This window comes from Falsiroseomonas sp. HC035, assembly GCF_050563525.1.
In the GTDB taxonomy this organism is placed as follows: domain Bacteria; phylum Pseudomonadota; class Alphaproteobacteria; order Acetobacterales; family Acetobacteraceae; genus Falsiroseomonas.
Window position 1 is genome coordinate 18,367 of sequence record NZ_JBNXUN010000013.1, and the last position, 26,006, is coordinate 44,372.

Annotated in this window: 30 protein-coding genes and 1 tRNA gene; 17 read left to right on the forward strand and 14 right to left on the reverse strand. The window is 71.5% G+C overall.

The window, feature by feature from the left end; translation table 11 throughout:
* The first annotated feature begins 133 nt into the window (after window positions 1–133).
* Complete coding sequence (locus tag ACLF3G_RS22030) at window positions 134–1,720, forward strand: ABC transporter substrate-binding protein (RefSeq protein WP_430671564.1); 1,587 nt, start codon at window positions 134–136, stop codon at window positions 1,718–1,720.
* An 8-nt stretch (window positions 1,721–1,728) separates the two neighbouring features.
* Here ACLF3G_RS22030 and ACLF3G_RS22035 read toward each other — a convergent pair whose 3' ends face one another.
* Together ACLF3G_RS22035 and ACLF3G_RS22040 are read right to left on the reverse strand one after the other, a co-directional pair.
* Window positions 1,729–1,968 (reverse strand): hypothetical protein, encoded by a 240-nt coding sequence (locus ACLF3G_RS22035; RefSeq protein ID WP_430671565.1) that lies wholly within the window; start codon window positions 1,966–1,968, stop codon window positions 1,729–1,731.
* On the reverse strand, window positions 1,965–2,144 hold the full coding sequence (locus ACLF3G_RS22040) for a hypothetical protein (protein ID WP_430671566.1): 180 nt from the start codon (window positions 2,142–2,144) through the stop codon (window positions 1,965–1,967). Before ACLF3G_RS22040 ends, ACLF3G_RS22035 begins: the two co-directional genes overlap by 4 nt.
* 137 nt (window positions 2,145–2,281) lie before the next feature.
* On the opposite strand from ACLF3G_RS22040, the gene ACLF3G_RS22045 reads away from it, so the two are divergent.
* The 3 genes from ACLF3G_RS22045 to dut all read left to right on the forward strand — a co-directional run bounded on the left by ACLF3G_RS22045 (window position 2,282) and on the right by dut (window position 4,576).
* Complete coding sequence (locus ACLF3G_RS22045; RefSeq protein WP_430671567.1) at window positions 2,282–2,968, forward strand: class I SAM-dependent methyltransferase; 687 nt, start codon at window positions 2,282–2,284, stop codon at window positions 2,966–2,968.
* Entirely contained in the window at window positions 2,965–4,047 is a 1,083-nt protein-coding gene (locus ACLF3G_RS22050; RefSeq protein WP_430671568.1) for an NAD-dependent epimerase/dehydratase family protein, read from the forward strand. The genes ACLF3G_RS22045 and ACLF3G_RS22050 overlap by 4 nt, the downstream gene beginning before the upstream one ends.
* A gap of 64 nt (window positions 4,048–4,111) precedes the next feature.
* Window positions 4,112–4,576, forward strand: coding sequence for a dUTP diphosphatase (gene dut / locus ACLF3G_RS22055; protein WP_430671569.1), 465 nt, complete (start codon window positions 4,112–4,114; stop codon window positions 4,574–4,576).
* 12 nt (window positions 4,577–4,588) lie between these two features.
* Here the strand turns inward: dut and ACLF3G_RS22060 are convergent, their stop codons facing one another.
* Window positions 4,589–5,026: a DoxX family protein gene (locus ACLF3G_RS22060; RefSeq protein ID WP_430671570.1), complete on the reverse strand. Its 438-nt coding sequence runs from the start codon at window positions 5,024–5,026 to the stop codon at window positions 4,589–4,591.
* A 132-nt stretch (window positions 5,027–5,158) separates the two neighbouring features.
* Between ACLF3G_RS22060 and ACLF3G_RS22065 the strand changes: the two genes are divergently transcribed.
* From ACLF3G_RS22065 to ACLF3G_RS22080, 4 genes are read left to right on the forward strand one after another with little or no spacing between them, the layout of a single operon-like run.
* Window positions 5,159–6,091 (forward strand): LysR family transcriptional regulator, encoded by a 933-nt coding sequence (locus ACLF3G_RS22065; protein ID WP_430671571.1) that lies wholly within the window; start codon window positions 5,159–5,161, stop codon window positions 6,089–6,091.
* Window positions 6,088–7,674, forward strand: coding sequence for a GMC family oxidoreductase (locus ACLF3G_RS22070; RefSeq protein ID WP_430671572.1), 1,587 nt, complete (start codon window positions 6,088–6,090; stop codon window positions 7,672–7,674). The genes ACLF3G_RS22065 and ACLF3G_RS22070 overlap by 4 nt, the downstream gene beginning before the upstream one ends.
* A gap of 36 nt (window positions 7,675–7,710) precedes the next feature.
* On the forward strand, window positions 7,711–9,576 hold the full coding sequence (locus ACLF3G_RS22075) for a transglycosylase domain-containing protein (RefSeq protein ID WP_430671573.1): 1,866 nt from the start codon (window positions 7,711–7,713) through the stop codon (window positions 9,574–9,576).
* 13 nt (window positions 9,577–9,589) lie between these two features.
* A complete protein-coding gene (locus tag ACLF3G_RS22080; RefSeq protein WP_430671574.1) occupies window positions 9,590–10,174 on the forward strand; it encodes a hypothetical protein in 585 nt (194 codons plus the stop codon).
* Between the two features lie 18 nt (window positions 10,175–10,192).
* On the opposite strand, the gene ACLF3G_RS22085 is transcribed toward ACLF3G_RS22080, so the two are convergent.
* The 6 genes from ACLF3G_RS22085 to ACLF3G_RS22110 form a co-directional block, all read right to left on the reverse strand.
* Window positions 10,193–10,744 carry an NUDIX domain-containing protein gene (locus ACLF3G_RS22085; protein WP_430671575.1) on the reverse strand — a complete coding sequence of 184 codons (552 nt, stop codon included), beginning with the start codon at window positions 10,742–10,744 and terminating at the stop codon, window positions 10,193–10,195.
* A complete protein-coding gene (locus ACLF3G_RS22090; RefSeq protein ID WP_430671576.1) occupies window positions 10,737–11,351 on the reverse strand; it encodes an FMN-binding negative transcriptional regulator in 615 nt (204 codons plus the stop codon). The genes ACLF3G_RS22085 and ACLF3G_RS22090 overlap by 8 nt, the downstream gene beginning before the upstream one ends.
* 148 nt (window positions 11,352–11,499) lie before the next feature.
* A complete protein-coding gene (locus ACLF3G_RS22095; protein WP_430671577.1) occupies window positions 11,500–12,375 on the reverse strand; it encodes a DMT family transporter in 876 nt (291 codons plus the stop codon).
* 4 nt (window positions 12,376–12,379) lie between these two features.
* A complete protein-coding gene (gene folD / locus ACLF3G_RS22100; protein ID WP_430671578.1) occupies window positions 12,380–13,222 on the reverse strand; it encodes a bifunctional methylenetetrahydrofolate dehydrogenase/methenyltetrahydrofolate cyclohydrolase FolD in 843 nt (280 codons plus the stop codon).
* Complete coding sequence (locus tag ACLF3G_RS22105) at window positions 13,219–13,518, reverse strand: DUF167 domain-containing protein (RefSeq protein WP_430671579.1); 300 nt, start codon at window positions 13,516–13,518, stop codon at window positions 13,219–13,221. The genes folD and ACLF3G_RS22105 overlap by 4 nt, the downstream gene beginning before the upstream one ends.
* Before the next feature lie 3 nt (window positions 13,519–13,521).
* Window positions 13,522–13,833 carry a YggT family protein gene (locus ACLF3G_RS22110; RefSeq protein WP_430671580.1) on the reverse strand — a complete coding sequence of 104 codons (312 nt, stop codon included), beginning with the start codon at window positions 13,831–13,833 and terminating at the stop codon, window positions 13,522–13,524.
* A 129-nt stretch (window positions 13,834–13,962) separates the two neighbouring features.
* On the opposite strand from ACLF3G_RS22110, the gene ACLF3G_RS22115 reads away from it, so the two are divergent.
* Window positions 13,963–14,038: transfer RNA gene (locus ACLF3G_RS22115), tRNA-Ala, on the forward strand.
* Between the two features lie 149 nt (window positions 14,039–14,187).
* Entirely contained in the window at window positions 14,188–15,291 is a 1,104-nt protein-coding gene (locus ACLF3G_RS22120; protein WP_430671581.1) for an MFS transporter, read from the forward strand.
* On the opposite strand, the gene ACLF3G_RS22125 is transcribed toward ACLF3G_RS22120, so the two are convergent.
* Together ACLF3G_RS22125 and ACLF3G_RS22130 are read right to left on the reverse strand one after the other, a co-directional pair.
* Window positions 15,292–16,401, reverse strand: coding sequence for a pyridoxal phosphate-dependent aminotransferase (locus ACLF3G_RS22125; protein ID WP_430671582.1), 1,110 nt, complete (start codon window positions 16,399–16,401; stop codon window positions 15,292–15,294).
* Window positions 16,398–17,663, reverse strand: a complete 1,266-nt coding sequence (locus ACLF3G_RS22130) for a hypothetical protein (RefSeq protein ID WP_430671583.1) — start codon at window positions 17,661–17,663, stop codon at window positions 16,398–16,400. Before ACLF3G_RS22130 ends, ACLF3G_RS22125 begins: the two co-directional genes overlap by 4 nt.
* Before the next feature lie 278 nt (window positions 17,664–17,941).
* On the opposite strand from ACLF3G_RS22130, the gene ACLF3G_RS22135 reads away from it, so the two are divergent.
* From ACLF3G_RS22135 to ACLF3G_RS22145, 3 genes are all read left to right on the forward strand, one after another.
* On the forward strand, window positions 17,942–18,148 hold the full coding sequence (locus ACLF3G_RS22135) for a cold-shock protein (protein WP_430671584.1): 207 nt from the start codon (window positions 17,942–17,944) through the stop codon (window positions 18,146–18,148).
* A gap of 209 nt (window positions 18,149–18,357) precedes the next feature.
* On the forward strand, window positions 18,358–18,510 hold the full coding sequence (locus ACLF3G_RS22140; protein WP_430671585.1) for a hypothetical protein: 153 nt from the start codon (window positions 18,358–18,360) through the stop codon (window positions 18,508–18,510).
* A gap of 84 nt (window positions 18,511–18,594) precedes the next feature.
* The gene (locus tag ACLF3G_RS22145; RefSeq protein WP_430671586.1) at window positions 18,595–18,795 is read left to right on the forward strand and encodes a hypothetical protein; all 201 of its coding nucleotides are present in this window, start codon (window positions 18,595–18,597) and stop codon (window positions 18,793–18,795) included.
* Between the two features lie 45 nt (window positions 18,796–18,840).
* Here ACLF3G_RS22145 and ilvD read toward each other — a convergent pair whose 3' ends face one another.
* Window positions 18,841–20,697, reverse strand: coding sequence for a dihydroxy-acid dehydratase (gene ilvD / locus ACLF3G_RS22150; protein ID WP_430671587.1), 1,857 nt, complete (start codon window positions 20,695–20,697; stop codon window positions 18,841–18,843).
* 124 nt (window positions 20,698–20,821) lie between these two features.
* Entirely contained in the window at window positions 20,822–22,417 is a 1,596-nt protein-coding gene (locus tag ACLF3G_RS22155; RefSeq protein WP_430671588.1) for a hypothetical protein, read from the reverse strand.
* A gap of 161 nt (window positions 22,418–22,578) precedes the next feature.
* On the opposite strand from ACLF3G_RS22155, the gene ACLF3G_RS22160 reads away from it, so the two are divergent.
* Genes ACLF3G_RS22160 through ACLF3G_RS22175 form a run of 4 tightly spaced genes read left to right on the forward strand, consistent with a single transcriptional unit; the run spans window position 22,579 to window position 25,141 of the window.
* The gene (locus tag ACLF3G_RS22160) at window positions 22,579–23,010 is read left to right on the forward strand and encodes a Tat pathway signal protein (RefSeq protein ID WP_430671589.1); all 432 of its coding nucleotides are present in this window, start codon (window positions 22,579–22,581) and stop codon (window positions 23,008–23,010) included.
* 13 nt (window positions 23,011–23,023) lie between these two features.
* Entirely contained in the window at window positions 23,024–23,683 is a 660-nt protein-coding gene (locus tag ACLF3G_RS22165) for a MotA/TolQ/ExbB proton channel family protein (protein ID WP_430671590.1), read from the forward strand.
* The gene (locus ACLF3G_RS22170) at window positions 23,683–24,102 is read left to right on the forward strand and encodes a biopolymer transporter ExbD (protein ID WP_430671591.1); all 420 of its coding nucleotides are present in this window, start codon (window positions 23,683–23,685) and stop codon (window positions 24,100–24,102) included. The genes ACLF3G_RS22165 and ACLF3G_RS22170 overlap by 1 nt, the downstream gene beginning before the upstream one ends.
* Before the next feature lie 19 nt (window positions 24,103–24,121).
* A complete protein-coding gene (locus ACLF3G_RS22175) occupies window positions 24,122–25,141 on the forward strand; it encodes a TonB family protein (RefSeq protein WP_430671592.1) in 1,020 nt (339 codons plus the stop codon).
* A 7-nt stretch (window positions 25,142–25,148) separates the two neighbouring features.
* Here ACLF3G_RS22175 and ACLF3G_RS22180 read toward each other — a convergent pair whose 3' ends face one another.
* Window positions 25,149–25,973, reverse strand: coding sequence for an HpcH/HpaI aldolase family protein (locus ACLF3G_RS22180; RefSeq protein ID WP_430671593.1), 825 nt, complete (start codon window positions 25,971–25,973; stop codon window positions 25,149–25,151).
* Window positions 25,974–26,006: the final 33 nt, after the last annotated feature.

Genomic DNA, 26,006 nt, shown 5'->3' on the forward strand with positions numbered 1-26,006 from the left:
CGGCGCTCCCGGTCCTGGCTTCCCGCCGAAGCTAGACCGCCGCGGCGCGCACCGCATCCCGGCCATGCTTGCAATCGGTGCCGGCGCGGTCCGATAGTCGCCGCAGGGCAGCAAGACCCGATGGGAGACGTGCATGAAAAGGGGCGAATTCCTCAAGGCCGTGGCAGGTGCCGCGGCACTCGCCGCGACGCCGTCCGCCATGCCGGCATGGGCCCAATCTGCGCCTGAGACACGGCTGCGCGCCGGGATCAAGCTCAGCCCGACGTCGATGGACCCGCATTTCCGGCTGTCCGGCGAACAGGCCATCCTGCGCGCCCTGCATGCGCGCTTTGTCGGCATGACGCCGGCGGGCAAGCCGGAACCCGGCATTGCGGAATCCTGGCGCACGATCGGAGATGGCCGCATCTGGGAATTCACCCTGCGCGACGGCCTGAAGTTCAGTGACGGCAGCCCCCTGACGGCGGAGGATGTCGCCTACAGCCTGTGGCGCGTGCCGCGCATCGAGGGCTCGCCCGGCGGCTATCACATCTTCGTCCGCGCCATCACCAAGGTCGAAGTGAAGGATGCGCGCACCCTGCACCTGCACACCGCGCAGCCCTACCCCTTCATGGTCGAGGACATGACCGAGGTCGCGATCATCTCGAAATCCCTCGGCGAGGGCCTGCGCACGGCGGATTTCAACGCGCGCGAGGTGAAGGTCTTCTCCGGTCCCTATGCGCTGGAGGATTACCGCTTCGGCGAATTCGTCGCCATGCGCCGCAACCCGCACTGGTCCGGCGCCACGCCGGCGATCGCGCAGGCGCAGTACCGGGTGATGTCCACCGACGCCAGCCGCGTCGCCGCCCTGCTGTCCGGCGACGTGCAGGCGATCGACGAGGTGACGGTGCAGGACATCCCGCGCCTGCGCCGCGACGCGGCGCTGGAGGTCTCGCAGACCGCCGGCATGCGCGTGATGTACGTGGCGATGGACATGGACCGCGACGTCACGCCGTTCATCCGCGACAACAACGGCCAGCCGATGACGCGCAACCCGCTGAAGGATGCGCGCGTGCGGCGCGCCATGTCGCACGCCATCAACCGCGCCGCCATCGTCGACCGGGTGATGGAGGGGGCGGCGACCGTCGCCTCCAACCTGCTGCCGGAGGGCACGCCCGGCACCTCCGCCCGGCTCGGCGTCACCCCCTACGATCCTGAGCTTGCGAAGCGCCTGCTGGCGGAGGCCGGCTATCCGGAGGGCTTCCAGGCAACGCTGCACGCGACCAACGACCGCTACCCCAACGACGAGAAGGTGGCGCAGGCCATCGCGCAGTTCTGGACGCGCATCGGCATCCGGACGGAGGTCTCGACCCTGCCCAATGCCAGCTACTTCCCGCAGGCGGCGCGACAGGCCTTCAGCCTGATGGCGGCGCAGTATGGCGCCGACAATGTCAGCTACGCCTACCGCGCCCTGGTGCACACATGGAACCGGGAGGCTGGCCTCGGCACCGCCAACCGCACCCGCCATTCCAGCCCGCGCGCCGATGCGCTGGTGGCCCGCGCGCTGACGACCATGGATGAAGGCGCGCGCAATGCCTTGTTCGCGGAGGCGGCGGAGCTTGCGATCGGCCAGGAGGCGATCATCCACATGATCTACCATCCCGCCTACGTCTACGCCGCCCGCAAGCCTCTGCGCGTCACGCCCTACTACAACGGCGCCTTCCTGCCGCAGGCGGTGGGCTGACCCCAGGATCACCCCAGGCTGGCGCGCAGCCCCTCATCCGTGCGGATGCGGGGGATGTTGGGCGGCAGCACCGGCAGCCAGGGCGGGCGTTCGGAGGAGGGTCGCCGCGCGCGGGGGAGCGGCAGGTCCTCCGGCAGGTATTCAGCCTCGCCACCCGCGGCACTGCGCAACGGCGTGCCGCAGCCGGCCAGCAGGGCGCCGGCCAGCAGCACCAGGACGAGCCCGACCGGTGGCAACCTGACGCTCAACCGCGCTCGCCCGCCAGGGTGCCATCCTCGGCGACCAGCAGGGTCAGGTGCCGGCCATCCTTACGGATGGTGATCTCGCTCGATGGCCCACTTTCGTCGTTCACTTCGACCACCTCCACCACCTGCCAGCCCGGCCTCTCCCGCGCCACCAGCGCCTCCGCCTCCTGCCGTGTCATCGCCGCCTCCCTCTCCTGGGAAGATTAAACGCCGGGACCGGCGCCCGGTGCCATGCGACGTGACTGGACCAGCAGCCGGAGTGGGATGCAACTGCCAAGGCGGCGAACGTTGTTGTGACACGGCAGAGGCAGGATGCATGGCCGGATCGATCGAAGCGTATTTCGACTCCGTCGCGGAAGACTACGACAGCCACAAGCGGGCCGGCTGGTACCAGGCCCATGGCGAGCTGGTGCTCGGCTTGGCCGGGGAGCTTCCGGCGGGTGCCCGTGTGCTCGACATCGGCTGCGGCACCGGCCACCTGCTGCGCCGGATGGCGACGGACCAGCCAGCAATCGAGGCCCTCGGTGTCGACCTTTCGGCGCGCATGGTCGCCGTGGCGCGCGCCACCGGCGCCGCGCACCCGGGCCTGCGCTTCGAGCAGATGGATTGGGAATCGCCCGGCGCGCCGGCGCGCGTTGAGGGAACTGGCTTCGACCTCGTCACCTGCCTGAATTGCGCACACTACTTCGCCGACCCGGTCGGCGCGTTCCGGCGGATGCGGCACGCCCTGCGCCCCGGCGGCCGCCTGCTGCTGTTGGACCGGGCCCGCGATGGCGCGCCCGCCACCGCGCTGCTCGGCCTGCTGCACCGCCATCTGCTGCGCGACCGGGTGCGATTCCATGCCGCCGGCGACCTGGCGCGGATGGTGCGGGAGGCCGGCTTTGCCGAGGTGCGGATCGCGGCGCGGGTCCGTCGCTGGGCTTGGAAGGGAAAACTCGTCACCAGCCTGGCCGTTATCCAGGCTCAGGCCAGCCCGCATACATTTCGCGAGGATCATTCATGACGGCAGCCCTCCCCCCCGACTACCGGACCCTGGCCGGCCAGCGATGCCTGGTGACGGGGGCGGCCGGGTTCATCGGCGGTGCGCTGCTGCGAAGGTTGGCGGGCTATGGCCTCGATGTCACCGGCTCGGTCCTGCACCAGGCGGAGGCCGAGGTTCTGCGCCGGCAGGGTTTCCAGACGCAGGTACTGGACCTGGCGAGCAACGCGGATTGGGATGCGACGCTGCGCGGCATCGACGTGGTGTTCAACGTCGCCGCCATGTTTCAGGAAACCGACCAGCCGGAGGCGATGTACGACCGCGTGAACCACCTGGGTGCGCTGCGCCTGGCGGAGACGGCGCTGCGGCTCGGCACCCACCGCTTCATCCAGTGCAGCACCGTGGGCGTGCACGGCCATGTGCGGGAGATCCCGGCGCGGGAGACGACGCCGTTCAACCCGATGGACCTGTACCACCGCACCAAGCTGGCCGGTGAACTGGCGCTGATGGAACTGGCGCGGCGCACCGATCCGGCCAGCATGGCGATCACCGCCATCCGCCCTGCCATGGTCTATGGCCCCGGCGACATGCGGATGCTGAAGCTGTTCCGCACCATCCTGGCCGGGCGCTTCGTCATGATCGGCTCCGGCCGGGTCTGGACCCATCTCGGTCATGTCGAGGACAATGTGGATGCGATGCTGCTGGCCGCCGTCGCCCCGGCCGCGTCGGTGCATGGGGAGGCGTTCAACATCGCCTCCGACGAGCCGATGCAACTGGCCCCGCTTGTCGAACTCATCGCACGGGAGGGCGGGGTGAAGCCGCCGCAGCTGCGGGTGCCGGTGGCGCCAGTCTGGACCGCCGGGCTGGCCGTCGAATTGTTGTGCCGGCCCTTCGGCTGGCGGCCGCCGCTGTCCCGCCGCCGGGTCGGCTTCTTCACCCATGACCGCGCCTTCGACCTGTCCAAGGCGCGCCACCTTCTCGGCTACCGGTCGCGCTGGCCGCATGCGGAGGGGGTGCGCGACACCATCGCGGCCTACCGGGCGCAGGGCCTGGTGGCGGCGGCACCCGCGCCCGCGCAGTACCGCCCCGCGACCTCCGGCTGACGCCGCCCCTGGCCCGGGGCGCCCGGTGCAGGCATTTTGCGGCGCGACAATCCGGGGATGGACGATGCGGGTGGAATTGAAGGTACTGGATGTGCGGCTGCATGCATGGGGCCTGCCGCGCGAGCAGAGCGCGATGGCCGCGGCCGTGGACCTGCATGCCTGCCTGGAATCCCCGCTGGAAGTTCTTCCAGGCGCCGCGCCGGTGCTGATCTCCGCCGGGTTCGCGCTGCACATGGGCGATGCCGGCATGGCGGCGCTGGTGCTGCCGCGGTCCGGCCTGGGCCACAAGGGCCTGGTGCTGGGCAACCTCGTCGGGTTGATCGACCCGGACTACACCGGGCCGATCATGGTCAGCGCCTGGAACCGCAATGCGCCGGGCACCGCGCCTATCCTGCTGTCACCGGGCGACCGCTTCGCCCAGATGATCTTCGTGCCGGTGCTGCGGCCCGACTTCGCGCTGGTGGAAGCGTTCTCCCAGGACTCCGCCCGTGGCGCCGGTGGCTTCGGCTCCACGGGGTCGAAGGGCTGAACGGCGCCTGCCTCAGGCGCGGGCGGCGACGGTGCCCTGGCCGGTCGGGCCGCCCAACTGCACCGCATGCGCACCGGCGCCGAGGCCCGCCTGCACCAGCAGCGCGATGGTCCAGAAGACCGGGAATTCCCAGCCGCCGCCCGGCGCGCTGAACAGCCAGCCGGCGCCCGCGTGCTGGAGCGTCGCGCCGATCATGATCGGCAGCAGCAGCAGGCTGACCGGGCGAACCCAGATGCCGAGGATCAGCGCAATGCCGGCCAGTGTCTCGGCGATGGCGACGACGGCGCCGAGCATCGGCGGGTAGCCCAGCGAGCCGAAGAAGCCCATGGTGCCGGCCAGGCCGAAGGTCATGATCTTCAGCAGCAGGCCGTGCGCCAGCAGCATGACGCCCATGGTGACGCGCAGCAGCAAGGCGGCGTAGGGGGTGGTGGTGCGAGTATCGAAGTTCATGTCCCGTGTCTCCGTTGGGGGCGCGCATCGGGCGCCCGGTGTGGCGCCCTTATGCCGCCGGAACGGGCGGTCCTTCCAACTGCCGGACGGAACACCCATCATCACCGCGACGAATGACCGGATGCCCGCACTGTGGCCGATCTCCAGACCCTCGACCTGAACCTGCTGCGCGTCTTCGATGCCGTGGCCCGCGAACGCCACGTGACGCATGCGGCGGAAAAGCTGAATCTGTCGCAGCCCGCCGTCTCCAACGCCCTGGCGCGGCTGCGCGCGGCCCTGAACGACGAGTTGTTCCTGCGACGCCCCGGCGGCGTCGAGCCCACCGCCCTCGCGCTTTCGCTCGCCGGCCCGGTGGCGGAGGTGCTGGACCGGCTTCGCACCACGCTCGCCGACCACGCGCCGTTCGAGCCCGCCACCACCGACCGCGTCTTCACCGTGGCGCTGTCCGAATACGCCGAGAGCGTGCTGGTCCCGCCACTGCTGGAGTCGATGCACAAGGAGGCCCCTCGTGCCCTGCTGGCGGTGCGCCACGCCGACCGCACCAATGCGCTGGACCTGCTGGCGAAGGGCGAGGCGGAACTGGCCGTCGCCGTGCTGCCCGACCCGCCGGCGCTTTATACCCGCGTGCGCCTGCTGCCGGAGAATTTCCTGACCCTGGTGCGGCGCGGGCATCCGCTGGCGGAGGGGCCGCTGACGCTGGAACGCTTCACCGCCTTTCCGCACCTGCTGCATTCGCCCAACGGATCGCGCGACGGAGCACTCGACGGGCCGTTGCAGGAGGCGGGGTTTCCCCGGCGGCTCGGTGCCGTGGTCGCGCATCTCGGCGCGGTGCCGGAAATCCTGGCGCGCACCGACATGGTGATGACGCTGTCCGCCCGCCTGGCGCAACGCATGGCGGAAACATACGGCCTGGCGCTGCGCCCCTGCCCGGTCGAGTTCCGCCACACCCGCCTCAGCCTGGTCTTCCATCGCCGCTTCGAGGCCGATCCCGGCCACGCCTGGCTGCGCCGCTCCATGCTGGCTGTGGCGCGGGAGGTCGGGCCGGTGCCTGGCGTCGGCGCTTGAGCCTGTTCGACTACGTCATCGTCGGTGCCGGCAGCGCCGGCTGCCTGCTGGCGGACCGGCTTTCGGCCGGCGGCGCCAGCGTGGCGGTGATTGAAGCGGGTGGTCGCGACCGGCATCCCTACCTGCACATCCCGGCCGGCTATGCCCGCATCCTGACCCACGGGACGCTGACCTGGGGCTTCGCCACCGCGCCCGACGCGGCGACCGGCGGTCGCGCGCTCGACTATCCGCGCGGCCGGGTGCTGGGTGGATCCTCCTCGATCAACGGGCTCGGGCATGTCTGGGGGGACCCCTCCGACTACGACCTCTGGGCCCAGAAGGGGTGCTCCGGCTGGTCCTGGGCCGACCTCGCACCACACTTCGCCGCCTATGAGCGGGCGGAGGAGGATGGCACCCATCGCGGGCGGACCGGCGCGCTGCATGTGCAGCATCTGGCCGAGTTGCCGCCGCTGGTGGCGCGGATGCGCGACGCTGCCGCCGCCATCGGCCTGCCGACCCCGCGCGACATGAACGGGCCGGTCCGCGAGGGATTCTCCACCTTCCAGCAGACCCGCAACGGCCGCCGCCGGCATTCCGCGGCCACCGCCTTCCTGAAGCCGGCGCTGGCGCGCGGCGTGGCGCTGCTGGACCAAGCGCTGGCGCTGCACATCGTGCTGGAGGAGGGCCGCGCCACCGGCATCCGCATCCGTCGCGGCGGCGCGGAGCAGGTGGTCTCGGCGCGGCGCGAGGTGATCCTCGCCGCCGGCGCCATCGGCAGCCCGCATCTGCTGATGCGGTCCGGCTTCGGCCCGGCGCAGCACCTGCAGGCCCACGGCATCGCGGTGCGCCAGAACATCCCCGGCATCGGCCAGAACCTGCAGGACCACTACATCGCGCGACTGACTTATCGGCTGTCGGACCACCGCTGGTCGGCGAACCGCCGCATCACCTGGCCGCGCCTGGCGATCGAGGTAGCGCGCTGGCTGGCACGCGGCGACGGCGTGCTGACCTGGTCGCCCGGCATGGTCGGCGTCTTCGCGAAGACCGAGCCGGGGCTGGAGGCGCCGGACATCCAGCTCAATGGTGGCCCGCTGTCCTGGGCCGATGGCCGTATCGGCGTGCCGGAGGACCTGCCCGGCCTGACGCTCGGTGTCTGGCAATGCCGGCCGCAGTCGCGCGGCAGCGTCGGTCTCGCCGGCCCGGACCCGGCGACCGCGCCCGTGATCGCGCCGCGCTTCCTGACGGCGGAGGCCGACCGCGCCGCCATCGCCCGCGGCATCCGCCTGGCGCGAAGCTGGATGGCTGCGGAGCCGTTGCGCGGCATCGTGCTGTCCGAGGTGCGCCCCGGCGCCGCCGTCGAGACCGACGCGGAACTGGTGCGCTTCGCCGCCGAGACCGGCGGCACGGTCTACCACCCGAGTTGCACGGTGCGGATGGGCGGCGAGGCCACCGGCGCGCCGCTCGACCCGCGGCTACGGCTGCGCGGGGTGGAGCGGCTCCGGGTGGTGGATGCCTCGGTGTTCCCGGACATCCCGGTCTGCAACATCAACGCCACAGTGCTGGCAGTGGCGCACAAGGCGGCCGGAATGATCCTGGCCGACTGAAGGCCGCGGCCGCCGCCTGTGCTAGACTGCGGTCGGATGTCCCGCCCGCCTCGAAAAGGCCCGACCCGGCCCCCACCCAAACCGCCAGCCGTCCCCGCGCCGCCCCGCCGCAACCGCTGGCGCTGGCTGCGCTGGACGGTGCTGGTCTCCGTCTGGGGCGCCTTGGCCCTCGGCGCGGCGGTGCTGGTGCTGACCTGGGACCTGCCGCGCACCGATATCGCCCTCAGCCAGACGCGCCGCGCCGGCGTGACGCTGGAAGCCTCGAACGGCACCATCATCGCCACCTCTGGCGATGTCCACGGCGAGATCGTGCGCCTGCGGCAGTTGCCCGCGCATCTGCCCGCCGCGCTGCTGGCGATCGAGGACCGGCGCTTCCGCAGCCATTGGGGCCTGGACCCGATTGGCATCGCCCGCGCCGCCTGGGTGAACTGGTCGACCGGCCGCGTCGCGCAGGGCGGCAGCACCCTCACACAGCAATTGGCCAAGAACCTGTTCCTGACGCCGGAACGCAGCCTGTGGCGCAAGGCGCAGGAAGTGGTGATGGCGCTGTGGCTGGAGTGGCACTTCAGCAAGGACGAGCTGCTCGAAATCTACCTCAACCGCGTCTATCTGGGCGCCGGCGCCTTCGGCGTGGATGCCGCCGCGCGGGTCTATTTCGGCGTGCCGGCGACGCGGGTGAATTTGTGGCAGGCGGCGATGCTGGCCGGCCTGCCCAAGGCCCCCTCCCGCCTCAACCCGCGCACGGCGCCGGACGCCGCGGCGGCCCGGGCGGCGGAGGTGCTGGAGGCGATGGCCGAGACCGGCGCCCTGACGCGGCAGCAGGCCGCGCTGGCGGCCGAATCGATCCGCATCGCGCCGCGCCCCTCCGGCGATTCCGGCTGGTTCGCCGACTGGGCGATGGACGACCTCGGCACCCGCTTCCCCGGCAATGCCGACCTGGTGCTGCGCACCTCGCTCGACCTGCGCATCCAGGCCGTGGTGGAGGCGCGGCTGGAGGCCTTGCTCGCTGGCCCCGGCACTCGGGCCGGAGCCGGCCAGGGCGCCGTGGTGGTGATGGAGGCCGCGACCGGCAACATCCGCGCCATGGCCGGCGGCCGCAATTTCCGCACGAGCCAGTTCAACCGCGCGACCCAGGCGCGCCGCCAGCCCGGCTCCGCCTTCAAGCCCTTCGTCTTCCTGACGGCGCTGGAGGCTGGCGCCAGCCCGCAGGACATGGTGGCGGACACGCCCATCAACCTCGGCGGCTGGCGCCCCGGCAACGGCCACTGGCGCAGCCAGGGCGAGGTGACGCTGGAGGAAGCGCTGGCCCATTCCGTCAACACCGCCGCCGTGCGCGTGCTGGCGCGCGGCGGCGGTGCGCGGGCGACCATCGAGACGGCACGCCGCTTCGGGCTGCACGGCCCCTTCGAGCGCGACGCCACCTTGGCGCTCGGCACTGGGGAGGTGACGTTGCTCGACCTGGTCGCCGCCTATGCCCCGTTCGCCAATGGCGGCCTGCTGCCCGAACCGCGCGGCATCCTCTCGGCCCGCGCCGATGGCCGGGCGGTGGCCGCGGGCCGGCCAACCCTGCTGCGGGTGACGACGCCGGAGCGCGCCGCGGCGATGCGGCGGATGCTGGAGGCGGTGGTGGCCCGCGGCACCGGTCGCCTCGCGCAACCGCCTGGGCAACCACGGGGCTTGCACGCCGTTGCAGGCAAGACGGGAACCACGCAGGATTTTCGTGACGCCTGGTTCATCGGCCTTGCGCCCGGCGCAGATGGCAGCTTTGTCGTCGGCGTCTGGCTGGGCAATGATGACGCCACGCCGATGCAGGATGTCCGCGGCGGCACCCTGCCGGCCCGGCTGTTCCGGGAGGTCGCGGAAGCGCTCGCCCAGCCTGCCCCCGCCGTTGCGGGTCGATGAAGGAGACTGGCGTTTGACGGATGATGTGGCAGGCCAGAGGTTGGACCGCCTGCGCCGCGTCGCACCCGCGGTGCAACACGAAGTCAACAATGCCATGATGGTGCTGGCCGCCAATCTCGACCTGCTGTCGCGCAGCGTCGGCGAAGGCGCCCCCACCCGGCAGCTCGACCGCGCCGTGCAGGCCAGCAAGCGGCTGGAGGAGACGATCCGCGGCTACCTTGACGCAGCCCGGCGGCAGGTTGCCGAACCCACGCTAATCTCCCTCGTGCAGGTGATGCGGCACTCGCTGCCGCTGCTGCGCGTCGCACTCGGCGCCCGGCACGGGGCGGAGCTGACGACGCCAGAGAAGCTGTCCCCGGTCAGCCTGGACCGCGCGGCGCTGGAAGTGGCGCTGCTGGCCGTGGCGCAGGATGCCGTCGGCCGCATGCCGAACGGCACCCGCCTCGGCGTCACGCTGCGGGAGAGCGAGGCCGAGGTGGAGCTTGAACTGACCCTGCCGGAGGGCGTCGGCCCGGTGGCGCTGGCGCAGCTGGAAGCCTGCTGCGGGCGTCTCCAGGTGTTCGGCAATGGCTGCGTGCTGGCCTGGCGCAAGCCCTGACCTTCGGCAGGCCGCGACCTACAGCAGACCCTTCAGCCGCAGCAGGCCGTAGGTGGCGACGCTGGTCGCATCCTTGATCTCGCCAGAGATCAGCATCCGCTCGAACTCGGCGCGGCTGAAGGCGCGGGTGATCAGATCCTGCTCCTCCAGCTCCGGCGCCGCGTCACCCTGGCTCAGGCCGGTCGCCAGAAAAATGTCGTAGCCCTGGCACATCGTGCCATGCGCCAGGTTCAGGCGGCCGGCGTGCAGCATCGATGTGGCGGCCAGCCCGGTTTCCTCCTGCAATTCGTGCTGCGCGGCCAGCGCCGGGTCGGTGCCGGGCGGGCCCCACATGCCCTGCGGAAACTCCCAGAACCGCGCCTTCACCGGATAGCGGAACTGCTGCACCAGCTGCAGCGACCCATCTGCATGGACCGGTACGACGACGACGAAATCGGCCTTCTCCACCACGCCGTAGATGCCGGTGGACCCATCGCGCCGCCGGATCGCATCCTCCCGCACCGTCATCCAGGCGTTGCGGTAGACCACCTTGGTCTCGATGGTCTGGATGTCCGGTGTCTCGTCAGGCAAGTCCGTTCGCCTCCCGCAGCGCGGCCGCGGCCGCATGGTCGCCTCGCGCCTCCAGCGCCGCCGCGACGGCGATCCGATCCGCGGGCGGACGATTCTGGCTCTGCTTGCGCTTGCCTGTCCACTGGCGAACCTCAAGGCTGATGCCGACCAGGCCGCGGAACATCTTCGCCATGTAGTCGGCCGGCTGCGCATCCATGTCGAAGCCGGGGGTGGGTTCGTAGGTCGCGGCCATGGCGCGCATCTGCACCGCGATCTCGGCCGGGTCCTCGATCAGCGTGGCGTGGCCCACCGCCTGCACGGCGTCGTAGTTCCAGGTCGGCACGCTGGGCTGCGCGCCGTACCAGCTGGAGGAGACGTAGGCATGCGGCCCCTGGAACACCGCCAGCGCCTCCGCCCCCTGCCCCGCGAAGGCCTGCCAATGCGGGTTGGCGCGGGCGACATGGCAGACGAGCCGCGCCGGCGCATCGCCCTGCGGGCGCACCAGTTGGAACGGCAGATGACTGACGGTGAGCGGCGTAGCGCTGACCAGCAGCCCGAAATCATGCCGCTCGACATGGGAGAAGATCCAGTCCGGGTCTTCGGACCGGAAGGCGGCGGGCGTGTACATCGCGGTGATCCTGCAGGCAAAAACGGGCGGAGGCCATACGGACGCAAAGGGTCCGTGCGAAGTTCAGAAGCCCGTAGCTCGTCGTCGTGCCTGCATCAGCCGACACTGAGGCATCAGCTTGCCCCGGCACCAATGCATTCCGGGAATGTCAGCCCCGCGACCGCGCGTGCACCAGCAGCGCCAGCCCGCCCAGCGTCAGCACGCCGCCGACGATGTCGCTGACATACAGCCGCTCCCCCAGCAGCGCCCAGCCGAACACGGCCGCCAGCGGCGGGGCCAGCAATTGCAGCGCGGTTGCGGTGGAAGCCGGGACGCGGCGCATCATGGCGAAGTTCAGCGCATAGGCGCCGATGCCGACCACCAGCATGGACCACACCAGCGCCGCGACGGTCGGTGTGCTGGCGGAGGTCGGCGGCGCGCCCTCCAGCGCCAGGGCCAACGCCAGGCACAGCACGGCGGAGACGGCGGTCTGGCCCAGGCTCGCCATCCAGATGTCGATGCGCCCCTTGGCCGGCGCATAGACCAGCAGCCCGACCGCCTGGCTGATCGCAGCCCCCAGCGCCAGGGCGAACCCAGCCGCCTCCGCCGCCGCCAGCCCGTCGACCGCGCGCAGGAACCCCAGCAGCGCTACCCCGAACCAGCCGATGCCGAGCCCAAGCCAGGCCAGCTTCGGCAGCGGCCGCCGCAGCACCAGGCTTTCGCCGGCGGCCACCATCAGCGGCGTCGTCGCGCAGATCAGCGCCACCAGCCCGGTCGGGATGCGCGCCATGGCGAGCCAGGCGAAGGCGAGGTAGCCGCCCATGCCGCACAGGCCAAGGATCGCGACGCGCCCCATGTCGCCCGGCGCCGGCAGGCGCGAGCGCAGCGCCAGCACGATCAGCAGTAGCAGCGGGGTGGTCAGCCCGAAGCGGATGCCGAGCCCCCACAGCGGCGGCCATTCCTTCACCACCACGCCTGCCACGGTGAAGGCGGAGGCCCAGATGGCGACGAAGGCGCCGGCGATCAGCAGCGCGCTGCCCTGCATCCGCTCAGCCTCGGCGAGCGAGTGCGGCGTCCAGCGTATTCTCCAGCAGGCAGGCGATGGTCATCGGGCCGACGCCGCCGGGCACCGGCGTGATCGCCTCCGCATGCCGCGCCGCTTCCGCGAAGGCAACGTCGCCGACCAGCCTTCCATCTTCCAACCGGTTGATGCCGACATCGATGACGGTCGCGCCATCCTCCACCCAGTCGCCACGCACCATCTCCGGCCGTCCCACGGCGGCGATGAGGATCTCGGCGCGGCGGCATTCGGCGGGCAGGTCGCGGGTGCGGGAATGCACCACGGTCACGGTGCAATCCGCCGCCAGCAGCAGCTGCGCCATCGGCCGGCCGACGATGTTGCTACGGCCCAGCACCACCGCCCGCGCACCCGGCAAGGCGGCGCCTGACGCCTTGAGCAGATGCATCACCCCTTTCGGCGTGCAGGGCACCAGGCCCGGCTGGCCGCTGGCGAGGCGCCCGGCATTCAACGGATGGAATCCATCCACGTCCTTTTCCGGCGCCACCGCGGCAATCACCCGGTCCGCACGGATCTGCGGCGGCAGCGGCAGCTGCACCAGGATGCCATCCACCGCGTCATCGGCATTGAGACGGGCCACCACCGCCAGAAGTTCCGCCTCGCTCGTCGTCTCCGGCAGGGCGATGGTGGCGCTGTCGAAGCCCACCTGCCGCGCCGCCTTGTCCTTGTTGCGGACATAGACGCCCGAGGCCGGATCCTCACCCACCCGCACCACGCGCAGGCCGGGGCGGAAGGACAGGGTGGCGGCGCGGGCGGCGATGGTCTCGCGCAGCGCGGCGGCGACCGTCTTGCCGTCGATGATGCGGGCGGTCATGCGAGCAGTTTTTCCAAAACAGGCACCAGTGCGGCGGGATCGCCGACGATGCGTAGGGTTTTCTGGCGCGAGCCGCCGCCATGCAAGACCGCTACCGCGGAATTAGAAAGGTTCAGCGCCCGGGCGACGGCCTCGCACACAGCGCGGTTGGCGCGGCCATCCTCCGGCGCCTCCGCCACCGCGACCCGCAGCGCGCCGCCGCCAGGGGCCAGCCCGCCGAGCGAAGGCCGCCGCGCCCGCGGCTGCACCTTCACCGCCAGATCCACCCCCTCAGCCCGCAGCCGCCAGGGCGGCATGGTTCAGAAATACAGGCCGCCGCGCAGCAGGTAGCCCTGGATCGCGGTCAGCGCGATGGAGCAGGCGGTGATCAGCAGCAGCACGATCAGCGGCGAAAGGTCGATGCCCCCCATATTCGGCAGCACCCCGCGCACCCGGCGCAGCGCCGGCTCCGTCACCCGGTACAGGAAATCCGCGATCGTCCAGACGATGCGGTTGCGGCCGTCCAGCACGTTGAAGGACAGCAGGGTCTGCATGATGGCGGCCAGCAGCACCGCCCACCAGAACAGGTCGAGGCCCGCCCGCAGCAGGAAAAAGACGGCATCGAGCAGCATCGGCGACCCCTGGTGTTGCCGCCGGAACCTAATGGCGGGCAGCAGCCGGAACAAGGCTGCGAACCCGCCTTGACACCCAGGGGCCGCGCTTCCATAAGCCGCGTCCTGCGGTGGACCCCACGGCTCGGGGGGGGTGTAGCTCAGTTGGTAGAGCGCGTCGTTCGCAATGACGAGGTCAGCGGTTCGATCCCGCTCACCTCCACCACCGCCCTTCCTGCCAACCGATCCTGAATTTTTCGCAACGCCTGTACCGGTACCGTGTGCAGGATGCACCAGTGCTTCGGGAATCGGGACAGGATGGTGGAGTCGGAGGCAGGCGCAAGGCCTGCCCTGTGGAGCCCGGGCTTCGCCGGCATGCTCGCGCTGACCCTGCTCGGCTTCGCCAACCTGGCCGCCTTCTACGGGCTGGAGCCTTGGCTGCGCGGGCGGGGGCTTGGCGCGGCACAGGCCGGGCTCGCCATCGGCGCCTTCACCCTGGTGGCGCTGCTGCTGATCCCGCCGCTATCGGCGCGCGTCAGCCCAGCAACCGCCGGGCGCTGCATCGTCGCTGGCTTCGCGGTGACGCTGCTGGCGCTGCCGCTGTACCCGCTGGCCGAGGGCTTTCCGCAAGTGCTGGCGCTGCGGCTGTGGCATGGGCTCGGCTTCGTGCTGACCCTGGTCGGAATCGTCAGCGCCTTCGTGGCGATGGTGCCACCATCCCGCGCCGGCGAGGCCTACAGCCTGTTCTCGGTGGCCGACCTGCTGCCCTTCGCGCTGCTGCCGCCGCTCATGGAGGCGACGCTCGCGGCCTTCGGCGGCGACGCCGGCCGGCAATATGCGACCCTGGCGCTGTTGCAAGCGCCGGCCGTGCTGCTCGCCTTCCTGATCGCACGGCGCGTGCCGCCCGCCGCAGTGGCTCCAGCGGCAGAAGCGACCTTGCCACGGGGCGGCGCGGTGTGGCTGCTGCTGGCGGTCAATGCATTGGCCTTCCTGGCGCACGCACTACTGTTCAGCCTGCTGAAGCCCCGCGCGCTGGAGTTGGACGGCGCGGCGCAGGTCGGGCTGTTCTTTGCCCTCCAGACCGCGACCATCATGGCGCTGCGCCTGCTGGCCGGCAGGGCCTTCGACCGGCTGGACCAGCGCCGGGTCGCGGCCGGAGGCCTCGGCCTGGTGATGCTGGCGCTGGGCCTGCTGGCACTGCCGCTGGGTGGCTTCGTGCTGCTGCCGGCGGCGCTGCTGTTCGGCCTCGGCTTCGGCGCCTCCCTGCCGCTGCTGAACGCCCTGATGCACCGGCATTCGCCAGCCGAACGCCGCGGCGCGAACCTGAACCTGATGATGCTGACCTTGCAGGTCGGCTACCTGCTGGGCCCGCTGCTCGGCGGCTTGGTGGTCTCCGTCGCGGGCTACGGCTCGGCCTTCGCGCTGGCGGCGCTGGTCCTGGCCCCTGCCCTGCCGGCGCTGCTGCGGCTGCCCCGATAGCTACTCGGCCAGCACCGCCTCCAGCGCCTCGGCGAAGGCCGCCATGGCGGGCGCGGTGCCGAAGGACACGCGCAGCCAGCCGGGGTAGCGGAAACTGGTCATCGCGCGCGCCATCACGCCACGCGCCATCAGCCGCCGATGTGCCACCGTATCCGCAATCGGCAGGCGCAGCATGCCGAAATTGCCGATGCCGCCCAGCATCTCCAGCCCCAGCCGCGCCGCCAGCTCCGCAAGCCCGGCGCGGGCCTGGCGCACATGCGCGCGCGTCGCCTCAAGGTGGTCCGCATCCCAAACCGCGGCGCGGGCTGCCTCCAGCGCCAGCAGGTTCACGCTGTAGCTGATGCTGGTCTTGCGCACCGTCGCCGCGACCTCCGGCGCCGCCGCCATCCAGCCGATGCGCAGCCCTGCCATGCCCCACATCTTCGAGAAAGTGCGGAACACCACCAGGTTTGGATAGCGGGCCATCAGCGCGAAGCTGTCGGGAAAATCCGGATGCTCGGCGAATTCCGCATAGGCCTCGTCCGCCACCACGATGGCGCGGCCATCGACGGCGTCGAGGAAGCGTTCCAGCCGCGCATGGTCCCACCAGCTTCCCGTCGGGTTGTTCGGGTTGCACAGGAAAACCACGCGGGTCCGCGCGTCGATGGCGCGCAGCAGGCCCGCATCGTCGAAACCTTGGTCGCGCAGCGGCACCAGCCGGGGCTCGATCCCCGAAAAGCTGGCGAGCCATTCATACACGGCGAAGGTGCGGTCGGCGGTGACGATGTTGTCGCCTGTCTCGCAGAACGCCTTGATGACGAAGCCGATCACCTCGTTCGCGCCATTGCCGAGGATGACCTGCCCGGCATCCAGGCCGAAGCGGCCGGCGATGGCGCGGCGCAGGTGCCAGCCATCGCCCTGCGGATACAGCGCCGCATCCGCGGGCCGGAACCGCGCCAGCACCGCCTGTGCGGCCGCGGGCGGGCCAAGCGGGTTCTCGTTGTTGTTCAGCCGGTGCAGGTGGGCCACGCCGAAGCGCCGCAGCAGCACGTCGTCCGGCGGGCTCGGCACGTAGGCCTCGAAGGCCCGCACATGCGGCGGCACCAGCCGGCCGATCGTGAAGCCGCTCATGCACGCGCCGCCAGTAGCAGCAGGTCCCCGGCGGCATCCGGGATCAGCGCCGCCGGCGCCAGCCCGGCCTGCACCAGCCCGGCCCCGAAGGCGGCATGGTCCGGCTGGCCGAGGTCGAGCACGGCGCGGATTTCGGAAATGCCCTGTGCGCGGAACAGGGCGACATTGGCGATGGCGACCGCCGCTGCATCGGCCGCCGCCAGCAGCGGCCGCAGCGTCACTCGCCCCGCCGCGCGATCTGTCTCGGCAGCCAGCACGGCGCCGGTGGCGCGGGCGGGCGGCGGCGCTTCCTCGACGTCGCGACCCAGGCCCAGCCCGCGCACCCGGTCGGCGACCCAGTCCCGCAGCGGTGCCGGCACCCAGGCGATGCGGCCGGGATCTTCCTCCAGCGCGCGGAACAGCACGGGATGGGTGCCGTCCCGGTGCGGCAGGTGGCCGACCACCTCGAAGGCACCAGCGGGCATGTCCGGCGCGGGGTCCAGCACCACCAGGCCCTGGATCGTGCCGCGCACCAGGCCGGACAGGGCCGAGTCCAGCAGCGCGGCCGCGACCTCCCGCCGGGCGGCGCCCGCGGGCAGCAGCAGGGCCGGGCCGGACAGCGCCATGAGTCGGCGGCCGAAGGGCTGCCAGAACAGCCCGCCGACCGGGCGGTGCCGCGCGTCCCGTGCGACGCGTGCGGAAAGCTCCCCCACCGCGCGCTGGTCCAGCACGCGGGCGGCGGTGCGGAAGGCGGGGCCGCCGGCGCCGGCCGATTCCGCCCAATCCACCAGCAGCGCCAGGGTCGCGGCGTCCGGGTCCAGCGGCAGGCCGGCCATCGGGCCCAGCCCTTCCGGCGGCGCGGGTGGCACCCGCTCGGCGTAGCGGCGGTTCACCTCGAAGGCCAGGCGCAGGCCGCCGCCGCGCAGCGTTTCCGTCGCCAGACGGTCCGCCAGCCGGGCCGCGAGGTACAGGCCGACGTCCACCTCATCCTCCGGGTCGCGCGAGCGGCTCTGGTCCAGCCCGGCGAGGTCCAGGGCGGCCGTGGCGAAATCCACCTCCAGCCGCACCGCATGGCGACGGTCCGATGGTGCCAGGGCGACAGCGCCAGCATCCTGCGGCGCGGCCGCCAGCACCTCCTCCGCGATCAGCGCCAGGCGCTCGGCCAGGTGCGGCTCCAGGCCCAGGGCCACGCCGGCGCCGCGGACGAACTCCGCGCCGACGACGGCGAAGCGCAGACCGGGCGGCAGCAGCAGCCGCGGTGCGGCCTGGTCCAGCACAGCCATCGTTGAAAACGATCCCCCGGATTCCGCGCGAGGCGCGAAGATCCGGAGACTACAAGCCCGAGAGATACGCGACAATCAGGTCGCCAGCGCCAGTCAAGCCCGATTTGGGTTGCAGAACAGGGGTCGAGGGCGCATATGAGGTCCCGTCAGCCTCGTTTGGTTCGGCCTGCTCTCCCAGCTCAAGATCGAGCGCCGAGCCCGCTGTCCGTCTCCCCTCCAGGTCTGATCCGCTCTGCGATTGTGCGGGGCGGCCTTTTGTTTCGAAGCGGAATACATCCATGGCTATCGGCACCGTCAAGTGGTTCAACGCGACCAAGGGCTACGGCTTCATCCAGCCGGAAGACGGCTCCAAGGACGTGTTCCTGCACATCTCCGACGTTCAGCGTTCGGGTCTGCAGGAGCCGCGTGAAGGCGACAAGCTGGAATACGAACTGCAGCACGGCCAGCAGGGCAAGACCTCTGCCGGCAACCTGAAGCGCGCCTGATTCCAGGACCAGGGCGGCCTCGGCCGTCCTGACCCGACTGGCGGGAGGCCGGGTGCGGATGCACCCGCCCCTCCGTCACGACCATCCCGCCGCCCGGCCATCCAACCCAGGCCATGTGGCACGAACCAGCCTGAAGCGCCTCGGCGCATCCGGCGACCAGATGAAGATGCGGGGCCGCGACACAGCGCCGCCACCGCCCAAAGGACAACGTGCACTTCTCCAACGACCGAGTTTCGACCCAGCTCACCGCCACCATTGGGTCCATCCTGCCGGCACAGCCGGCCACCACGCCGCGAGAGCCCATGGTTTCCGGCCTGTCCCGCGAAGAGATCCGCCGGATCGTCCTGGACCTCATCGGCTGACCAAGGACGGCACGGCGCCCGCGGGCGGCCCGATCGTTCTGCCCGGCACCACCGGGACAAGCCTCGACCCGCAAGGAGCGCCCCATGCCGCCGAAGCACAGCTTCACCATCGGCCAGCACATCGAATTCGTGCCCGGTCGTTTCGACGGCTCCGCTCCCTCCGGTGCCTACACCGTCGTACGGCAATTGCCGAACGATGCGCTGGACCGTGAATACCGCGTGAAGAATTCCCGCGACGGTCATGAGCGCATCATCCGCGAAAGCCAGATGCGCCAGCGCGCCTGACGCCCAGGCAACCCTCTTCGCCCCTGGCGGAGAGGGTTTTTCGATTCAGCGGCGCCGCAACGTGGACAGGTCCCGCACCGCGCCACGCGCCGCACTCGTCGCCATCGCCGCATAGGCGCGCAGCGCCGTCGAGACCATGCGCTTGCGCGGGCTCGCGGGCTGCCAGGCGGCCTCCCCCTTCGCCTCCATCGCCTCCCGGCGCCGCGCCATCTCGGCATCATCGACCGCCAGGTGGATGCGGCGGCTGGGGATGTCGATCTCGATGATGTCGCCATCCTCCACCAGCCCAATCGGCCCACCCTCGGCCGCCTCCGGCGACAGGTGCCCGATCGACAGGCCGGAGGAGCCACCGGAGAAGCGGCCGTCGGTCACCAGGGCGCAGACCTTCCCGAGGCCCTTCGATTTCAGGTAGCTGGTCGGGTACAGCATTTCCTGCATCCCGGGCCCGCCGCGCGGCCCTTCGTACCGCACCACCACCACGTCACCGGCCACCACTCGGCCGCCGAGGATGCCCTCCACCGCCGCATCCTGGCTCTCGAACACCTTGGCCGGGCCGGTGAAGGTCAGGATGGAGGCATCGACGCCGGCGGTCTTCACGATGCAGCCGTCGGCCGCGATGTTGCCCGCCAGCACCGCCAGCCCGCCATCCTGGGAAAAGGCATGCTCGCGGGACCGGACCACGCCGGCTTCACGGTCGGTGTCGAGCGACTCCCAGCGCTCCGCCTGGCTGAACGCCACCTGGGTGGGCACGCCGCCGGGCGCCGCCATGAAGAAATCGAGGACGGTGCCGTTGGCCGTCTGCATCACGTCCCATTGCCGAAGCGCCTCGGCCAGAGTCGGCGCATCGACGCGGCTGACGGAGGTGTCGATCAGCCCCGCGCGGTCGAGCTCACCCAAAATCCCGAAAATGCCGCCGGCGCGGTGCACGTCCTCGACATGCACGTCCGCCACGGAAGGCGCCACCTTGCACAGCACCGGCACGCGGCGGGACAGGCGGTCGATGTCGACCATGCTGAAATCCACGCCGCCCTCATGTGCCGCGGCCAGCAGGTGCAGCACGGTGTTGGTGGACCCGCCCATGGCGATGTCGAGCGTCATCGCATTCTCGAACGCCGTCCGCGTCGCGACCTCGCGCGGCAGCACGGAGAAGTCGTCGGTCTCGTAGTGCCGGCGCGTGATCTCGACGATGCGCCGCCCGGCTTCCAGGAACAGCCGCTTGCGGTCGGCGTGGGTGGCCAGCACGGTGCCGTTGCCGGGCAGCGCCAGGCCGAGCGCCTCCGTCAGGCAGTTCATCGAATTCGCGGTGAACATGCCGGAACACGACCCGCAGGTCGGGCAGGCGGAACGCTCGATGACGGCGACTTCCTCATCGGTCACGGAGCTGTCGGCGGCGGCGATCATGGCGTCGATCAGGTCGACGCTGCGCTTCTTGCCGCGATGCACCACCTTGCCGGCTTCCATAGGGCCGCCGGAGACGAAGATGGTCGGCACGTTCAGCCGCATCGCCGCCATCAGCATGCCCGGCGTGATCTTGTCGCAGTTGGAAATGCAGACCATCGCATCGGCGCAATGCGCGTTGACCATGTACTCGACGCTGTCGGCGATCAGATCGCGCGACGGCAGGCTGTAGAGCATGCCATCATGGCCCATGGCGATGCCGTCATCCACCGCGATGGTGTTGAACTCCTTCGCGACGCCGCCCGCCGCCTCGATCTCCCGCGCCACCAGTTGCCCGAGGTCCTTGAGGTGGACGTGGCCCGGGACGAACTGGGTGAAGCTGTTGACCACGGCGATGATCGGCTTGCCGAAATCGCCGTCCTTCATCCCGGTGGCGCGCCACAGCCCGCGCGCGCCGGCCATGTTGCGGCCATGGGTGGTGGTGCGGCTGCGGTACTGCGGCATCGGATCGGTCCTGCATCACGATCGCCACGCGACAGGACGCCCGCATCGGGTGCCCAGCCATGGCGGGGGCCGCTTTCCTAGCTTCTTCCCCCGCGCAGGGCCAGACGGGGCGCGCCCGCGCTGCTCAGGCGAACCACAGCAGCCCGGCACCGCCGACGCTGGTTTCGACCGGCGGCGGAAGCTCGGACCAGCTGCGCCCGGCCCAGGTGACCGAGCCATCGATGACCTGGTCACCATCGACATCGACATGCAGCGTGGCGCCCTGGAACCCTGCGGCGCCGTCGCTGTCGGCGCGCAGGAAGGTGGAAACGCCCTGCTGCCAGCCCCAGACCGCCACTTCCTCCCCGGCCTCGAAATCGGTGATGGTCGACCAGGTCGGCCCTTCGCCCCGCAGGTCGAGAAAGAAGCGGTCCCAGCCGCCGCCGCCCGAGAGGAAGTTCGAGCCGGTGCCACCGTCCATGACATCGTCGCCGCCGCCGCCGGCCGCCGCATCATCGCCGGCGCCCAGCGCGATGAAGTCGTTCCCAGCGGTGCCGAGCGCCAGATCCGCCAGCGCCGTCCCGGTCCATTGGCTGGCGATGCCCGCCACCGGTCCGGCATAGGTCGAGGACAGCCAGATGGTGCTGGTATCGGTCGCGCTGCCGGCCGATTCATCGACCACGGTGGTCGTCAGCGTGGTGGTGCCGCCACTCTCGCCGGATTCGCCATTCTCATAGGTCACGAGACGCGCCACCGCCGAGACCTCCTCCGCCGTCAGCGGGCTGAGCGGGGCGGCAATAGTCGCCGTCACGTCGTCGATCATCAGCGTGCCGCCGAGAAACTGGCCGCCAGTTGCATCGAAGGATCCGGCGACGAAGACGAAGCGATAGGTGCCGTCCTGTCCGGCTGTCAGCGTCAGGGTTTCCGTCGCCCACGCCGTCTCGGTCCCGGGGCTGCTGCCGGTCTCGTCGAGCAGGGTGATGGTGGCGCCGGTGTCGACGTTCAGCAGGTAGCCGAAGGCATCGTAGGCATCGCCGGTGCCGAGCGCCTTCCAGGCGAAGGCGACGCTGTCGCCCGCCGCCAACGCGACGGCGCCGTTGCTGTACACCGCGGGGCCGCGGATGACGCCGAAGGACTGGTTGATGCTGAGCTGTTCGGTATCGAGCTTCACCGAGAGATCGCCCGGCCCGACGCCGGACAGCGACGACAGCGTCGCCGTTGCGGCGGAACCGCCCGAGCCGGGCGTGCTGTTGTCGCCCGTGGTGTTGGCGCCGGGATAGGTGGCATCGACCGGCGTTGCCCAGCCTGCGATGGTCGCGACGCCGTCGAGCCGGGTGCGGGCGGTCTCCGCGGTCCAGCCGGTGATGATGACGTCGCCATCCTCGCCCTGGTCGAAGCTGCCGTTCGAAAAGCCGGAGCCGATGAAGTTGATGCGCAGCGCCGCACCGCCCTGCCCGTCGAGGGTGGCGTCGATGGCGCCGATGCTCTCCGCCACGCTTCCCGTGCCGCGAAACAGCGTGGTACCGACGGCGGAGATGACGCCCGCCGTCACGTCGGCACTGCCGCTGGTGGCGAGGCCGAGCGCCTGGCCCGAACCGCCACCGGAATCGAGCGTGAAGGTGAGCGAGCCGCCGCGGTAGCTGGCGCCGCCCGTCACGAGGGCCGCCGCATCCAGAAGAGCCGCGCCGCCTCCCTGCGCATAGGACAGGTCGGACAAGGCGAGCGTGAGCGAAGCGGACATTCTTGGTCTCCGGGGACAGGCGTTCTGGCTGCGTGCCGACCCTAGGAATCGCGGGACTAAGTGCCGGTTAATGCCGCTCAAGTTTCCAGCATCCACAGCTATCGAGATTGCGAGTCATTCGCATTCATGCCATGCAGCGTTCTGAACCGAGGACCTCCCGCATGGCTTCCAGCAAGTTCGTCACCGTCGCGCTGACCCTTGTCGCACTCGCCAGCCCCGCCAGGGCGGAGGCCGTGCTGCCGCTCGAACTCAACCGGCTGGAGCCGGTGACAGGTGCGGCCGAAGGCTGTCGCATCTGGATGGTCCTGGCGAACGACGCGGCGGAGGCCGCCGCCATCGCCAGCCTGCGGCTCGACCTGGTGGTGTTCGGCGCCGAGGGGCAGATCGCGCGCCGCGCCGCCGTGGAACTCGCCCCGGTCGGCGCCGGCCGCACCGCCGTGCGGCTGTTCGACCTGGCGGGCCTCGCCTGCGACCGCATCGGCCGCCTGCTGGTGAACGAGGTGCTCACCTGCCGGATCGGCGGGGCCGAAATGGCGAACTGCGCGGACCTCATCCGCCCGTCCAGCCGCGCCGGCATCCGCTTCGGCCTGTAGCAGGAGACACGCGATGGAGACCGCACACGACCTTTCGCCGCTCGGCCTGTTCCTCGCCGCCGATTGGGTGGTCCGGGCCGTCATGCTGATGCTGGTGGTGGCCTCCGTCGCCGTATGGGCGCTGGCGCTGGACCGCGCGCTGCGTTTTCGCCGGTTGGCGCGGGATGCACAGGCCTTGCGTCGATTTGCCGAAGATGGCTCGCCCCCGGCAAGCGAGAACGCCTGGGCGGAGGTGCTGGTCGCGGCCGAGCAGGCGGCGCGCGAGGTGACCGGCGAATCGCCCGGGGACCGTCGCCACCACATCTCCGGCGCAGCCCGGCTGGCTGTGACGGAGCGTACCGCCATGGCCCGGCGCGGGCTGCCGATGCTGGCCAGCATCGCCTCCACCGCGCCCTTCATCGGGCTGTTCGGCACGGTCTGGGGCATCATGAACGCCTTCACCGCCATCGCCGCCAGCGGCAACACCAGCCTGTCCGCGGTGGCACCGGGCATCGCGGAGGCATTGTTCGCCACGGCACTCGGGCTGGTCGCCGCCATTCCCGCCGCGCTCGCCTTCAACCGGCTGTCGGCCATGCTGGGCGAGGCGCGCGGCGCGGCCAACGGCGCGGCGGAACGCCTGGCCCGTCGGCTCGGCCTCGCCGGGTCGGGCCGCGCCCGGATGGCGGCCGAGTAATGGCGTTCGGCACCCTGGAGGAGGATGGCGAGGACGACGCCATGCTGTCCGAGATCAACGTGACACCCTTCGTCGACGTCATGCTGGTGCTGCTGATCGTCTTCATGGTGGCGGCACCGATGATGATGGTGGGCGTACCGGTCGATCTGCCGCGCGCCGCGCAGGCACCGGCGGCGCAGGTGACGCAGCCGTTGGTGGTGACGCTGGATCGGGCTGGCCGCGTCTTCATCGAGGAGGCCGAGGCCGACCCCGCGACGCTCGCCACCCGCCTGCGCCCGATGGCGGAAGCGGCGCCGGACCGGCCGGTGTATCTGCGGGCGGACCGCACCCAGCCCTATGGCGAGGTGATGCGCATCCTGGCCGCGCTGGCCGCCGCCGGCTTCGCCCGCGCGTCCCTGATCGGCGAGGCGGCACCCTAGCCCGATGCATCCGTCGCAAGTGGCAACCCATCCGGCCGCCTGGGGCGTGGCGCTGGCGCTGCATCTCGGCCTGGCCGCTGTGCTGATTCGCCCGGCCGCGCCGCCGATCGTGGCGGGCGGCGACGGGCTGCAGGTCGGCCTGTCCAGCGGCATGGGCGGTGGCGGCGGCGCGACGGACGCGGCGGCGCCGGACCCGTTGCAGGCGGCCGAACCCCAGGCGCTGCCGCAGGCCCAGCCGGAGACGCTGGCCGCTGCGGAGCCCCCCTCGGAACCCGCGGCCGATCCGCTGCCCGAGACACCGGAGGCGGTGCCGCTGCCGCCAGACCTGCTCGCCGCCCCGCCGCAAACCCTTGCAGAGGCGCCGCCGCCGTCCGTGCTGGCCCCTGCGCCTGCCGAACTGGCCCCGACCCCTCCGGATCTGGCTCCGCCGCCGCCGGCGGCGTTGGCCGAGACGCCGCCGCCCGAGGACCTCGCCACGCACGAACCCGGGACGGTCGAGGCGCGCGCACCGCTGCCTGTTCCGCCGCCCCCCGCGCCTCCGCCGCCCGCGCCTCCCGCCGCCAGGACGGCCGCGCGTGCGGCGCCGGCACCGCGCCCGGCACCGCGCCAAGCGCCGCCCGCAGCCACGCAAGGTCCAGCAACGGCCGGGCCACAAGCCTCCGGACCCGCGAAGTGGAATACCGGCGCGCCGGGTCCCGCGCCCGGCACGGCCGCCGCCGGCCCCGCCGGTGCCGCGACCGGCCCGCGCCCGCTGCCTCCGGCCTATTCCGCCGCGCTGGTCCGCATCCTGCAGCGCAACCTGCGCTACCCGCCCAGCGCGCGCGACCAGGGCGTCGAGGGAACCGCCATGCTGCGCTTCACCATCGGGCGCGACGGCACCGTGCAGGCGGCACAGTTGCTGCGCGGCACTGGGTCCACGCTGCTGGACCATGAGGCGCTGGCGCTGCTGCGCCGGGTCTCCCCCCTGCCCCGCCTGCCGGCGGATTTTCCGGATGCGCAGGTGGTGGTGACGGCGCCGGTCGGCTTCGTGATCCGCTGATCCGGCGCTACGGCAGCCCGACGGCGCCCGATGCATCCTCCGCTGCTGCGTCGCCCAGCGCCGCCCGCGCCGTGCCGAAGCCCGCGGCCAGCGCCTCCCGCAGCACGATCACCTCATGTCCGATGCACAGGCAGCGAAAGCCGGCGCGAAGCGCCGCCGCGGCCTGCGCGCCATCGGCCGCCACCCAGCCGATCGGCTTGCCCGCCGCCTGCGCCGCAGCCCGGAGCCGTGCCGCCGCGGCACGGTAGCGCGGGTCGTCGAAGCGGCCGGGGATGCCGAGGCTGTCGGACAGGTCGAAATGGCCGAGCCACAGCAGGTCCAGCCCCGGCACCGCGGCGATCGCCTCGGCATTGGCGATGCCCGCCGCGCTCTCGACCAGCGCGATGGTCAGCACCGCCGCATTCGCCGCCGCCATCGTCGCCGCCGGGTCACCGCCGGCATAGGCATCATGCGCGACCGAGAAGACCAGGCCGCGCGTGCCCTCCGGCCGGTAGCGGCAGGCCGCGACCAGGGCCCGCGCCTGCTCGGCCGTTTCCACCAGCGGCATCATGATGCCGAGCGCACCGGCATCCAGCACCGGCGGGATGAAGTGCGCCAAGGCGGCCGGGATGCGCACCATCGGCACGAGGCCGGCGGCGCGGGCGAAGGCGCATTGTGCCTTCACGCCTTCGATCCCGAGGCCCGAATGCTCCATGTCCAGCAGCACGAACCCGGCGCCGGCGGCGGCCAGCGTCGGCGCCAGGCCCGGCGTGAAGAACTCGAAGGCCATGACGCCGAAGGCGGCCTCGCCGCGCAGCAGACTGTCCCGGATCGGATTGGTCACCAACGCCATGCCTGCATGGTGATCCCGCTTCCGTGATGCTGG